The organism is Pseudomonas soli (assembly GCF_021283165.2).
GTDB classification, from domain to species: domain Bacteria; phylum Pseudomonadota; class Gammaproteobacteria; order Pseudomonadales; family Pseudomonadaceae; genus Aquipseudomonas; species Aquipseudomonas soli.
In genome coordinates, this window is record NZ_CP128543.1 from 4,804,928 (window position 1) to 4,817,898 (window position 12,971).

Here is a 12,971-nt window from a genome sequence, read left to right on the forward strand (position 1 = left end):
ATTCAGGCCAAAAGAAACCCCGGACGCTGGGGGGGGGCGACCGGGGTCAAGCGAAAGCCCTTGGGACTTCCCGTGACAGCCTGAATGGTACCGGAGCAAAGCACCATCAAACTGCCCTTGCTGTGTCTGACGGCCCGGTCAGGCAAAGGTTCCGGGTATTTGCTTCTGATGCTGCAAGGCGGCGATCACACAAGGCTGCAGGCGACCTTCGGCAATTTGCAGGTCACGGTGCAGGCCATCAACCAGGTCGACCAGCAATTGCTGCTCCACCAGCTCTCGCTCACAGACCGTACGCCGCAGAATCGACAAACCGTGTTCATCGAGAACACTCAGGTGCCGGCGGCCACGGCTATCGGCCGGCCCAATTTCGGCCTGGTAAGGGGTCAGGGCATCGTTGAGCAGTCTGCAGATTCTTTCCATCCGGATTACTCGCTGGTTAGGGTAAGGAAACTGACCATCGGGGCCGACGGAAAGTTCGCCCTGGCCCGTCATCACGAGCATGCGCCGCAAACATGACAGCCTAGATACTCTGCCCCCGCCCTGCTGCCGTTAAGCAGGCTACAGGCGCCCCAGTGCCTGTTCCAGGCCCACCATGGACATCGGCCAGGGCAACTCGGCCAGGACTTTCAAACCCTGCTTGCGCGCCTCGAGCGCCAGGCCGATACCCTCAGCGCCGTCACTGCCGACAAATAACAAGCCTCCCGTACAGGAAGCCTGCACCAGATACTTGAACAGGCGACGGGCATGGCGCCTTGGCATTGCCGGATCAAGCACCAGCACATCAACGGACTGCTGTCGCCGCGCCATATGGGCCGTCGCTGCTGGAACATCATCGGTGAGCCGGACGTTGTACACACCTTGGGCATTGAAGGCCTGATGTAACAGCATCTGATAGTAGGGCCGAGCCTGGTGGATAAGAACATTCAGCTGATGCATGAGCTTCCCCCCTGGAGCCATGTGTGGTGTTGGTTTGAACGCCACTTTAGTAGGGGGAACCATCGAACTACATGGGAAAGATCTGAAAGCCGTTCGCGCCTGTTGTGCACCCACAAAAAAGCCCGTGCAAAACGGGCTTCCCTGTGACTGGGGTCGGCTTAGAGTGGTTTGCCGCGGTTGCCATGCTGGCTGACAAAGGCCTGCACGGTCTTCAAGTCATTGGCCAGCACCGTGCAACGCTCCTCACGGGTGAACAGATCGCAAAGATGCGCCGGCAGCTCCAGTGCCTTGGCGACACCGGCCTTCTCCACCGCCTCGGGGAACTTGACCGGATGCGCGGTGCCCAGCACCACCATCGGCGTATCCAGGCTGCGGCGGCATTCGCGGGCGGCCTTGACGCCGATCGCGGTGTGCGGGTCGAGGACTTCACCGGTGCTCTGGAACACCTCGGCGATGGTCTCGCAGGTCTGCTCGTCGGTGACGGCCAGCGAATCGAACAGCTTGCGCGCTTCGGTCCAGCGATCCTGCTCGACGCTGAAGCCGCCGCCTTGCTTGAAGGTGTTCATCAGTTGGGCAACCGCGGCACCATTGCGGCCGTGCAGGTCGAACAGCAGACGCTCGAAGTTGGACGAGACCATGATGTCCATCGATGGCGACAGGGTCGGGTGCAGGGCGTCCTTGACGTACTGGTTGCCGCTCATGAAGCGGTGCAGGATGTCGTTGCGATTGGTCGCCACCACCAGCTGGCTGATCGGCAGGCCCATGTTGCGCGCCAGGTAACCGGCGAAGATATCGCCGAAGTTGCCGGTCGGCACCGAGAACGCCACCGAGCGCGCCGGGCCGCCGAGCTGCAGCGCGGCATGGAAGTAGTAGACGATCTGGGCCATGATCCGCGCCCAGTTGATCGAGTTGACCGCCACCAGGCGAGTGCCCTTGAGGAAGGACTGGTCGGCGAAGCTGGCCTTGACCATCTCCTGGCAGTCGTCGAAGTTGCCTTCGATGGCGATGTTGTGGATGTTGTCGCCGAGGATGGTGGTCATCTGCCGGCGCTGCACTTCCGACACGCGCTGGTGCGGGTGCAGGATGAAGATGTCGACGTTGTCGCAACGGCGGCAGCCTTCGATGGCGGCCGAGCCGGTGTCACCGCTGGTGGCACCGACGATCACCACGCGCTCGCCGCGCTTGACCAGCACGTGGTCGAGCAGACGGCCGAGCAACTGCAGGGCGAAGTCCTTGAAGGCCAGGGTCGGGCCGTGGAACAGCTCCATCACCCACTCGTTGCCATTGAGCTGGCGCAGCGGCGCGACCGCGGCGTGGGCGAAGTTGCCATAGGTCTCTTCGAGGATTTTCTTGAAATCGGCATCGGCGATGCTGCCTTCGACGAACGGGCGCATCACCCGGAAGGCCAGCTCGTGGTACGGCAGGCCAGCCCAGGACGCAATCTCTTCCTGGGTGAAGCGTGGCAGGTTCTCGGGTACGTACAGGCCGCCATCGCTGGCCAGGCCAGCCAGCAGGACGTCTTCGAAGTTCAGGGCCGGAGCCTGGCCGCGGGTACTGATATAGCGCATGGGTGCAAACCTTCGATGCTGGGCGCGGGCCGCCGTCGCGGCCCACCGCCGGAATTAATTGAGCTGTTCGACGCGGATGCGCACGACCTTGCCGACCACGTCCTGGAGTGCCTCCAGGGCGACGATGGCGTCGTCGATACGCTGCTCGACCACACGGTGGGTCAGCAGGATCATCGGCACCAGGCCATCCTGTTCCTCGGCTTCCTTCTGCATGATCGACTCGATGTTGATGCCACGCTCCGAGAGAATGCTGGCGACCTGGGCCAGCACGCCCGGGTGGTCCTTGGCCTGGATACGCAGGTAGTAGGCGCTTTCGCAGGCTTCGATCGGCAGGATCGGGTGGGCCGACAGCGCATCCGGCTGGAAGGCCAGGTGCGGTACACGGTTCTCCGGGTCGGAGGTCATGGCACGAACTACATCGACCAGGTCGGCGACCACCGACGAGGCGGTCGGCTCCATGCCGGCACCGGCGCCGTAGTACAAGGTGGAACCGGCGGCGTCACCATTGACCATCACCGCATTCATCACGCCATTGACGTTGGCGATCAGGCGATCATTGGGGATCAGCGTCGGGTGCACACGCAGCTCGATGCCGTCGGCGGTGCGACGGGCCACGCCCAGATGCTTGATGCGGTAGCCCAGGGCCTCGGCATAGTTCACGTCGGCGGTGGTCAGCTGGGTGATGCCCTCGGTGTAGGCCTTGTCGAACTGCAGCGGGATACCGAAGGCGATGGACGCCAGGATGGTCAGCTTGTGCGCGGCATCGATGCCTTCGACGTCGAAGGTCGGGTCGGCCTCGGCGTAGCCCAGCGCCTGGGCTTCGGCCAGCACATCGGGGAAGGCACGGCCCTTGTCGCGCATTTCGGTGAGGATGAAGTTGCCGGTGCCGTTGATGATCCCGGCCAGCCAGTTGATGCGGTTGGCCGACAGGCCCTCGCGGATCGCCTTGATCACCGGGATGCCACCGGCCACGGCAGCTTCGAAGGCGACGATGACGCCCTTCTCGCGGGCCTTGGCGAAGATCTCGTTGCCGTGCACGGCGATCAGCGCCTTGTTGGCGGTGACCACGTGCTTGCCGTTTTCAATGGCCTTGAGCACCAGGTCGCGGGCGATGGTGTAGCCGCCGATCAGCTCGATGACGATATCGATCTCGGGGTTGCTCGCGACTTCGAACACATCAGCGGTAATGGGGGTACCGGTAATCTGGCAGTTCGGGTTCTGCGAGCGCATGGCAATCTGTGCCACTTCAATACCGCGCCCGGCACGGCGGGCGATCTCCTCGGCGTTGCGCTGAAGTACATTGAAGGTTCCGCCACCGACGGTCCCCAACCCACAGATGCCTACTTTGACCGGTTTCACTGTGAACTCCCCATAGAACGGCCGGCACCTGCGCCGACCGTGAAACATGCCGTCACCCCATGACGACGGCGTACTGAATTGGTTACTTGCTCTCGGCCAGGGCCAGTTTGGCCACTTGCGGCGCCGGCTGGTAGCCCGGAATCACCTGGCCATTCTGTAGAACGATCGCCGGCGTGCCATTTACACCAATCGACTGGCCCAGCTGGAACTGCTTGCTGACCGGGTTGGCGCACTTGGCTGCCTTGATTTCCTTGCCATCGACCATCTTGTCCAGCGCCGCGCGGCGATCACTGGAGCACCAGACCGCCTGCAACTGCTCGTCGCCCGGCGAACCCAGGCCCTGGCGCGGGAAGGCGACGTAACGCACTTCGATACCGCGGCGGTTGAGCTCCGGCACTTCGGCATGCAGCTTGTGGCAGTACGGGCAGGTGGTGTCGGTGAACACGGTGATGTGCGACTTGGTCTCGCCCTTGGCCGGGTAGACCACCATCTCGCCGGCCGGAATACCGTTGATCAACTTGGCGATGCCCTGGCGCTCGGTCTTCTCGGTGAGGTTGACCGGCTTGCCGTCCTGGATCTGGAACAGGTAGCCCTGCATGACGAACTGGCCGTCGGCGCTGGCGTACAGCACGCGGCCGCCCTGCAGCTTGACTTCGTACAGGCCATTGAGCGGGCTGCTGGCAACGCTTTCGATCGGAACCTCCAGCTGGAGGTTCTGCAACGACTTGCGAATCGCCTGCTCGGCACCGGCATTGGTATCGGTGGCCGCGGCGAAGGCAAAGGTACTGGCCAGCGCCAGGGCGGCGGCAGCGAAAATCTGGGTCACGCGCATGGGAACTCCTGAAGGCGGACAGGGGGCCGGATGCAGCACGCCCGTGCTGAAATCGGGGTGTCATTGCGGCCCTCGGTGCAAACCGCCCAAGCCTACCACAGAAGCGACGGCGGTCGAGGCGTGCTTGATCGGGAGCGCAAGGCTGCGTGCGCCAGGGGCGGCGGTTACCGACGAATTTTGTTCAGGTGTCCCAATGCGTAGTCGCAAGTACCTTTAGCGCCAGGCTCTATCTCCTGCAACCGAGTGAAAAATTTGCGTGCGTGTTCGCTCATGACCCTGACAAATTCATCTTTATCGGCGGCGACAGACACCTCGCTGTGACAATTGACGCTCACCTGCAGACGACCATTGGCAGGGGTAAGTTTGACTTCGATTGGCTGGTCCGGAAAAAAGCAGCTGAACGCTTGCCCCTCACTGACCTTCAGCAGTCCCTCTGACAAATAGCTCCACAGGTCGTCGACATAATCAAACATGCTTTGGTCAATTAGACTTTTACCATTGATCGATAGAACCAAAGCCCCTTCAATTTGATCCAGGCGGCGTTCCTCGCCTTGAAACTCAAAGAAGTCAACAAAACCGTCGAAAACTTTAACGTAGGTTTCAACAATGATTCTACTTTTCATTGCCACCCTTTGAATATATGAGTGCACAGCCTTTGAGGTTTCTGGCAAATCTTGGAACACCTCACCTGCCTACGACACCCTATCAATCACCGTCTGCCAGCAAAACCTCATCTGCCTCACTGGCAACTTTCAAAAAATCAATAAAAAGAAGCACGCTGCCATCCGCATCCTTCGACAGGAGCGTGATGAGTATTTTTTGATGTTCAGGATAGATTCTTGTCCGACCATAAGGATCAATATAAACACCCGTTTTTTCGCGTAACCTAGCAAAGGCATCATGGACGCGTGCGACGTCAGCATCACTTAGCTGAAGGAAAGGCTTATCGCCTCGCTTGTCTGACAAATAAGAGAAGTCCAACATAAAAAATACCTTAAAAATGAGAGGGGTAAGATGTTACTACCTTATCCTTCACAGGGTCATAGATTGTGACATGACCTTTCTCACCCCGTGTACCGATCACCCTACCATAATCACGCTCATAACGAATTCGACCATCATTCTGACGAATAACTCTGGTGGGTTGTTTCATGGTTCTGTCCTCTAGCTTCTTGTACTGACTCGGCTTTCTGTATTTGCTTTTTGCCTGTAGCTTTCTATGTTCCGCAGGCGTGAATTTACTTTTGCCTACATCATTGTGCCGCCGGACGTGGCGATTCGGAACGTGCCGGGTCCTTCTAGGCCCACAGGAGAGCCCCAGTGGATCGATCCAATCAAACGGATTCGCACTGTACTGATAGAGGTTTATACCACCGGCCAGACTGATCGGGTCTGTCTGGATAAAGCGTCCGATATCCGGATCATAAAACCGAAACGTGTTGTAGTGCAGACCAGTCTCACGATCCAGGTACTGGCCCTGAAACCTCAGGTTCTGCTCTTCGATGAAATGCGCCTCACGCACTTCCTGCAGGGTATTGCCCCAGACCTGATAGCGTGCCTGCCAGAGCGCTTCGCCACTGTCAGCCGTCAACTGTTCGGGCAGGCCATTGAGATCGGTATGGTAGTAGCGCACCTGCTGGTACTGCCCTGTACCGTCAACCCGAGCCAAAGGTTCGTGACTGTCTTCCACATACAGATACAGGCTGGTCTGGCTGTGGCGATGCTCCTGCAGCAAGCGCAGGCCATCCCAGGCGAAGCGGGTCTGGTCGAGCAGATTGCCCTGATCGTCATATTCGCTTTTCTCGACACGCCGCCCGAGCGGGTCGTAGCGCATGTTCAGTATCCGTTCGCGCCCACCGTGCTGGCTGCGCACCTGGATCAGGCGGTGCTCGGCGTCGTAGCTGAAATGTTGAATGCCACGCCGGCTGCTGCGTTTCTCGATCAGGCGGCCGAAGCCGTCGTAGCGGTAGCGTTTGTCCTGGTAGGTGAGCAAGCGGTTATGGCGCACCAGGCCGATGCCGGCTTGCGGCCCATCGAGCAGGTTGGCGGCGGCGTCGTAGGCGAAGGTTTCGCTCTGGCCCTGGCCAGCGTCCTGGCTGGCCATGATCCGGCCGCTGGCATCGTAGTGCAGCAATTGCTGGTGCTGGCTGCCGGGCTGCTGGTTGAAACGGCCGATCAGGTTGTCTGCCGAGTCGAAATCGAAGCGTTGCTGTACCGTAGCCGGCAGTTGCGGCGGCTGGTGGTTGGGGCGGCGCAGGCGTGAGCGCAAACGACCGCTGCGGTCGTACTCGCTGCGGGTGCTGACCCGGCCCTGGGTGCGCAGCACTTCACGGTGCAGGCGGTCGCGTTCGAAATCGCTGATCACCTTGCCGTCGAGGTTGAGCTGGTGCAGATGGCCGCTGCCGTAGTACAGGCGGTTGAGCCAGCGGCCGTCGGGCAGCTGGGTCTGGATCAGGTTGCCGAGTTCGTCGTAGTGATGTTGCAGCACACCACTGGCGCTGTGCTCTTCCAGCAATTGGCCAAGGGCATCGTAAGTGAAGGCCAGTTGCTCGCTGTTGCCTGCCTTGTCGGTGAAGCTGATTGCCGTCAGTTGATCAAGGGGATCGTAGCTGTACCGGGTTTCACCATCGTCGGTGCGCTTTTTGATCAAGCGCCCGACGGCATCCCGGTGCAATTGATGAATGATCGCTTCAGCATCGCCTTGGGGGGCGGGGAGGTACTCAACGCAACTGAGGTTATCCAGCCGGTCGTAGTGATAGCGGCTGGCGCTGCCGTCAAGATCCTGCTGTTCAGTCAGGCGATCAGCCAGGTCCCAGCTGAACCTGTAGCTTTCGCTATTTTCATTGGTCAGCGCCAGCAGCCGCCCGTAGGCGTCGTAACTGAACTGCACCCGCCGACCATGCGGATCGATACGCTGCTGCACCTGGCCACGCCGGTTATAGCGGTATTGGGTGGAGTGCCCGGCAGGGTCGGTATAGCTGTTGAGCTGGCCGTTGCGATCAAGCTGATAGTGCTCACTGCGCCCATCGGGCAATTGCGAGCCGAGCAATCGGCCCTGGGCATCGTACTGGTACTCGGTACGTTCGCCGAGGGCATCGGTGACCGCCTGCAGATGCCCGCGCCGGTCATAGCTGAAGCGGGTCGGGTACCCCGAACAATCGACCTGCTCGATCAGCAGGCCCAATTCGTTCCAGCGCAGGTGCTTGTGCTTGCCCGCCGCATCGATGATCTCCACCACCTGGCCGCGTTCGTCATGGCGGTAGCGGGTGGTGCGGCCCAGCGGATCGGTTTCGCTGCTGCAGTTGCCGCGCTGGTCGTAGCGATAGCGCCAGCGCTTACCGGCCTTGTCGGTCTGTACCCGGGGCAGTGACCAGTGCTCCAGCCACTGGGTCGCCTCGCTGCGGCCCAGTGGATCGATGCTTTCGCAGAGGTTGCCGGACTCATCGTACAGATATTGCCATTGCCCACCCTGCGGGTCGGTGGCGCCCAGCAACTGGCGTTCGTCGTTCCACTCGAAACGCCAGGTGTGGCCGAGGGCGTCGGTGTACTGGGTGATCTGGTACTGCGGGTTCCAGTAGCGTGTGCTGACCCGCTGCAAACCGTCGGTGACCCGGGTGATGCCAGCTTCGATGTCGTAGTCGAAACGGTACTCGTCACCGTCGTCGGTCCAGTGCCGGGCCACGCGCCAGTCGTCTACGGCACGAGTCCATTCATAGAAGCAACGCAGGCCGCTGGGCAGCTGGTGTTCGACCATGCGCCGGCCCTGGTCATAGGCAAAGCGCCGCTGCACCTGGCCGCTGGCGTCGCGGACTTCGGCCAAGTCGCCGTTGCTGTCATAGGCATAGCTGACCAGCAGCTCGTTCGACTCGTCGCTGTACCATCGCTCGATATGGCTGACCCGGGCTGGCCATTGGCTGCTGTAAACCAACTGCACCTGGACCACATCAAAGGTATCGCGCAGCCTGAGCAAGCGGCCGTTGCTGTCGTAGTCCAGGTAGATGCGGTTGTCGTTGCGGTCACCCAGTTGCGCCAGGCGCAGGCGCTGCGGATTGTTCGGGGTGGGCTGGAACAGACGATAGAGACCGTCGACGCTTTCGATCAGCAGTTCGCCATTGTGCGCGCGACGCACGCTGAGGCCTTCGCCGGCGCTGAACACGGCATCACCACGAGGGATATGGCCCATGTCGACGACCCGTGCCTGCTCATCGGTGAACAGCAGGTGCTCGCCGCCTTCAGGATGCGCTTCGATAGCGACGGAGACTTCGTAATCGACGCTCCAGCCAGCACCGAACAGGCCGTCGCGGCGTTCATCCCGGCTGTTGTAGTAGCGCTGCCAGTCCAACGGGATCAAGCCCGGAAGGCTGAAATCAAGCTCGGCTTCGCCGCTCAACAGTTTGGCGCCAGTGGAGCTGTGGACCGGGTTGGGTGAGCCGGCGATGGCGCTGGTGATCGCGCCGGTAACCTGGCTGGTGACGGCGCTGCCGATGCCGCCAATCAACATGCAGCCGAACTTGCTGTAGAACTTGCCGCCGCGCCCGCGCAGCATCATCAAGGCGGTAATCGCCAGGCCGATGCCTGGGGTCTTGCCGCTGCGAATCTCCCGGACCACGATCGAGTCGCCGCCGATACGCACATTATCGGAGACCAGCCCGGCGTCGACGATCACCGCCTCGCAGGTGCTGCGATCGCCGCTGCGACAGGCCGGGTGACCGTTGATGGTGACCTTGCTCGAGCCTTCGGCCAGGTACTGCGGCGGCATCGGCGGATGCTTGCTGCAGAGGATCTTGTCGTCGTCGGCAGGCTCGGTGTTCGGCGCCGGGCTGGCGACCGTAGGCCGCCACATCTGCGAGAAAAATCCCTTGGCCATGTCGAGGAAGCTTTCTTCCTCCTCCTCGGCCGGCGACTGAGCCGCGTCGCTGCCGGCGGGCGCAGCGGCGGCAACGATGACGCCGGCAGCGCGTGCGGCCGGTTTGCCATTGGTGTGGGTATTCTTCGAGCCGGTGAGGATGTTGGCTTGCACCGAGGGCGGGAACAGGAAGTTGCCGATGCCCTCGCATAAACTGCTCAAGCCCTTGTCGGCCCCGGTCTTGCTCATGACCACGCCGACCACGATGCCCACCACCGCGCCGAGCACGAAGCAGCCGAGGCCGCCGGTGACCACGGTCAGGCCCAGCGCCGCGGTTACCGCCGCGGTGGCCAGCATGCCGATGGCGACGTTGGCGGCCACTTCCAGCACGCCACTGACGATGTCGGCCATCATCGAGGTGTGCATCAGCGCATCGCCCTCGCGGGCGGCCCACAGGGCGTCAGACATTACTGACCGGCAACGGCATGGCTGCAGGGCACTTGAACCTGGTCATGCTTGATTTCCATATCGAGCGTTTGAGGTGTCGAAATCTGCTGGATGATCGCCCGAGCGTCAACCCCGAGGGTGATGCAAAGCGTGTAGTTCCTGCAGCCGGGCCTTGGCCACATGGGTGTAGATCTGCGTGGTGGACAGGTCGCTGTGGCCCAGCAGCATCTGCACCACGCGCAGGTCGGCACCGTGGTTGAGCAAGTGCGTGGCAAAGGCGTGGCGCAGCGTGTGCGGGGACAGCGGCTTGTCGATGCCGGCCACCCGCGCGTAATGCTTGATGCGGTGCCAGAAGGTCTGGCGGGTCATCTGCTCGCCGCGCTGGCTGGGGAACAGCACGTCGCTGGGGCGCCCCCCCAGCAGCTCGGCGCGACCATCGCGCAGGTAGCGCTCGATCCACACCACCGCCTCCTCGCCCATCGGCACCAGGCGCTCCTTGCTGCCCTTGCCCATCACCCGCAGCACGCCCTGGCGCAGGTTGACCTGGTCCAGGGTCAGGCTGACCAGCTCGGTCACCCGCAAACCGCAGGCATACAGCACTTCGAGCATGGCGCGGTCGCGCTGGCCAATCGCCTCACCGCGATCCGGCGCCTGCAGCAAGGCTTCGACATCGGCCTCCGACAGCGACTTGGGCAGTGGCCGGCCCAGTTGCGGCATGTCCACCTGCAAGGTCGGATCGACGGCGATCAAACGCTCACGCAACAAGTAACGGAAAAAGCCACGTAACCCGGACAGGAAGCGCGCGGTGGAACGAGGCTTGTAGCCTTGGTCGAAGCGCCAGGCCAGGTGATCGAGGATCAGTTCGCGCCCGGCATCGGGCAACAGCACGTGCTTTTCCTGCAACCAGCCGTTGAACAAGGCCAGGTCACTGCGGTAGGAAGCGCGGGTGTTGTCGGAAAGCCCCTTTTCCAGCCACAAGGCATCGAGGAACTGGTCGATCAGCGGGTGGTCCAGTGCAGGCATGAAAACTCGGTGGCAAACGACGAAATGACGCTTAGTCTTTCACAACATGGCATGCAGAGGGAGCCCGCATGAACGAACAGCAGATTCTTTTGAGCGTCGGTGGCATCGGCGCGGCCGCCCTGCTCTGCCAATGGCTGGCCTGGCGCCTGAAACTGCCGGCGATCCTGTTCCTGCTGCTGTGCGGCATCCTCGCCGGGCCGGTGCTGGGCTGGCTGCAACCACAGGCATTGTTCGGCCCGTTGCTGATGCCACTGGTATCGCTGGCGGTGGCGCTGATCCTGTTCGAAGGCAGCCTCACCCTGCACCTGTCGCAATGGCGCGAGATCGGCAGCGTGGTGCATCGCCTGGTTACCGTCGGCGCGCTGAGCACCTGGCTGGTGATCGCCCTGGCCACCCACTGGCTGCTGGGTTTCGACTGGCCCCTGGCGATCCTGTTCGGCACCTTGACCCTGGTTACCGGCCCCACGGTGATCGTCCCCATGCTGCGGGTGGTGCGGCCGAAGGCGACGATCGCCAATATCCTGCGCTGGGAAGGCATCGTCATCGACCCGATCGGCGCGCTGCTGGCGGTGGTGGTCTACAGCTTCATCATCGCCAGCGCCGCTGGCGAAGGCCTGAGCCACAGCCTGGCGACCTTCGCCGGGGTGATTTTCTGCGGCAGCGCGCTTGGCGTCGCCGGAGGCTGGCTGCTCGGGCAGATCATGCGTGAGCAATGGCTGCCGGAGTATCTGCACAACCTGGCGTCGTTGGCCGCGGTGCTGGGCATCTTCATCGCCGCCAACCAGATCGTCCACGAGTCGGGCCTGCTGGCGGTGACGGTCATGGGCATGTGGCTGGCCAACATGCCCGGCGTGGATGTGCGGCAGATCCTGCACTTCAAGGAGAATCTCAGCGTGCTGCTGATCTCCGGCCTGTTCATCCTGCTGGCGGCGCGCCTCGACCTGCAGGCCCTGCTCGCCTTGGGCCCAGCGGTGCTGGCACTGCTGCTGGTGATCCAGTTGCTGGCCAGGCCGCTGAACGTGTTGCTGTCGACCCTGGGATCGCCGCTGAACTGGCGGGAACGCGCGCTGCTGGCCTGGATCGCGCCGCGGGGCATCGTCGCCGCGGCGGTTTCGGCTATCTTCGCCATTCGCCTGGACCAGGCCGGGCATGAGGGCGCACTGCTACTGGTGCCACTGACCTTTGCCGTGATCATCGGCACCGTGGTCCTGCAAAGCGCCACCGCACGCCCCTTGGCGCGCCTGCTGAAGGTGGCGGAACCGGCACCGAGCGGGTTTCTCCTGGTCGGTGCCAACCCACCTGCGCGCGCCATCGCCAAGGCCCTGCAACAACTGGGCTGCCGGGTACTGTTGACCGACTCGAGCTGGGAGAACATCCGCGCTGCGCGCATGGACAACCTGCCGACCTACTTCGGCAACCCCGCGTCGCAGCACGCTGACGCCCACCTCGACCTGGTCGGGCTTGGCCACCTGCTGGGGCTGTCGCCGGCGGGCGAACTCAATGCCCTGGCCTGCGCGCGCTTTCGTCATGACTTCGGCCACGCCCGGCTTTTCGTGCTGGCCAGCGGCCTGGAGAAACAGCGCAGCGACAAGCATCGGGCCAGCGAGGAGCATCGCGGGCAATTGCTCGGGTCGAGCGCGATGACCTATGGGCAGCTGGCCAAACTGCTGCATCAGGGTGCCGAGCTGTACAGCACCACGCTGACCGAGGCCTTCGGCTGGGGCGACTACCAGCAGTTGCATGGCCCACGGGCGACGCTGCTGTTCGCCCGCGACGGGCAAGGCTGGGTACATGTGGCCAGCCCGGACAACCCACTCAAGCCACAGCCGGGGTGGACACTGGTGGCGCTGGTGGAGCCGGAACTGACCGAACAGCCTGTGGCACATTGACCTGTAGGAGTGGCATTAGCCGCGATGAATGCGTCGCGGTGCCTGGCACCCGCTTTGCGGGTGATCGCGGC

At 62.4% G+C, this 12,971-nt stretch carries 10 protein-coding genes; 1 reads left to right on the plus strand and 9 read right to left on the minus strand.

What is annotated here, in order from left to right; genetic code table 11:
* Positions 1-138: 138 nt before the first annotated feature.
* The 9 genes from LU688_RS22165 to xerD all read right to left on the minus strand — a co-directional run bounded on the left by LU688_RS22165 (position 139) and on the right by xerD (position 11,011).
* Positions 139-420: a DUF3509 domain-containing protein gene (locus tag LU688_RS22165; protein ID WP_031314914.1), complete on the minus strand. Its 282-nt coding sequence runs from the start codon at positions 418-420 to the stop codon at positions 139-141.
* A gap of 138 nt (positions 421-558) precedes the next feature.
* Complete coding sequence (locus LU688_RS22170; protein WP_023630112.1) at positions 559-936, minus strand: response regulator; 378 nt, start codon at positions 934-936, stop codon at positions 559-561.
* 158 nt (positions 937-1,094) lie between these two features.
* The gene (gene thrC, locus LU688_RS22175) at positions 1,095-2,504 is read right to left on the minus strand and encodes a threonine synthase (RefSeq protein WP_094011649.1); all 1,410 of its coding nucleotides are present in this window, start codon (positions 2,502-2,504) and stop codon (positions 1,095-1,097) included.
* Between the two features lie 54 nt (positions 2,505-2,558).
* A complete protein-coding gene (locus LU688_RS22180) occupies positions 2,559-3,863 on the minus strand; it encodes a homoserine dehydrogenase (RefSeq protein WP_023630110.1) in 1,305 nt (434 codons plus the stop codon).
* A gap of 82 nt (positions 3,864-3,945) precedes the next feature.
* The gene (locus tag LU688_RS22185) at positions 3,946-4,695 is read right to left on the minus strand and encodes a DsbC family protein (RefSeq protein ID WP_023630109.1); all 750 of its coding nucleotides are present in this window, start codon (positions 4,693-4,695) and stop codon (positions 3,946-3,948) included.
* 164 nt (positions 4,696-4,859) lie between these two features.
* Complete coding sequence (locus tag LU688_RS22190; protein ID WP_094011650.1) at positions 4,860-5,318, minus strand: hypothetical protein; 459 nt, start codon at positions 5,316-5,318, stop codon at positions 4,860-4,862.
* An 82-nt stretch (positions 5,319-5,400) separates the two neighbouring features.
* Entirely contained in the window at positions 5,401-5,679 is a 279-nt protein-coding gene (locus LU688_RS22195; RefSeq protein WP_023630107.1) for a hypothetical protein, read from the minus strand.
* Between the two features lie 10 nt (positions 5,680-5,689).
* Positions 5,690-10,009 (minus strand): RHS repeat-associated core domain-containing protein, encoded by a 4,320-nt coding sequence (locus LU688_RS22200; protein WP_094011651.1) that lies wholly within the window; start codon positions 10,007-10,009, stop codon positions 5,690-5,692.
* A gap of 105 nt (positions 10,010-10,114) precedes the next feature.
* Positions 10,115-11,011 (minus strand): site-specific tyrosine recombinase XerD, encoded by an 897-nt coding sequence (gene xerD, locus LU688_RS22205; protein WP_038706703.1) that lies wholly within the window; start codon positions 11,009-11,011, stop codon positions 10,115-10,117.
* 68 nt (positions 11,012-11,079) lie between these two features.
* Between xerD and LU688_RS22210 the strand changes: the two genes are divergently transcribed.
* Entirely contained in the window at positions 11,080-12,900 is a 1,821-nt protein-coding gene (locus LU688_RS22210; RefSeq protein ID WP_094011652.1) for a cation:proton antiporter, read from the plus strand.
* Positions 12,901-12,971: the final 71 nt, after the last annotated feature.

Excerpts from the sequence above, each read along its gene's own strand:
- LU688_RS22165 (WP_031314914.1), bottom strand. The coding sequence starts at position 420 with ATGGAAAGAATCTGCAGACTGCTCAACGATGCCCTGACCCCTTACCAG.
- LU688_RS22170 (WP_023630112.1), bottom strand. The coding sequence starts at position 936 with ATGCATCAGCTGAATGTTCTTATCCACCAGGCTCGGCCCTACTATCAG.
- thrC (WP_094011649.1), bottom strand. The coding sequence starts at position 2,504 with ATGCGCTATATCAGTACCCGCGGCCAGGCTCCGGCCCTGAACTTCGAA.
- LU688_RS22185 (WP_023630109.1), bottom strand. The coding sequence starts at position 4,695 with ATGCGCGTGACCCAGATTTTCGCTGCCGCCGCCCTGGCGCTGGCCAGT.
- LU688_RS22190 (WP_094011650.1), bottom strand. The coding sequence starts at position 5,318 with ATGAAAAGTAGAATCATTGTTGAAACCTACGTTAAAGTTTTCGACGGT.
- LU688_RS22195 (WP_023630107.1), bottom strand. The coding sequence starts at position 5,679 with ATGTTGGACTTCTCTTATTTGTCAGACAAGCGAGGCGATAAGCCTTTC.
- LU688_RS22200 (WP_094011651.1), bottom strand. The coding sequence starts at position 10,009 with ATGTCTGACGCCCTGTGGGCCGCCCGCGAGGGCGATGCGCTGATGCAC.
- xerD (WP_038706703.1), bottom strand. The coding sequence starts at position 11,011 with ATGCCTGCACTGGACCACCCGCTGATCGACCAGTTCCTCGATGCCTTG.
- LU688_RS22210 (WP_094011652.1), top strand. The coding sequence starts at position 11,080 with ATGAACGAACAGCAGATTCTTTTGAGCGTCGGTGGCATCGGCGCGGCC.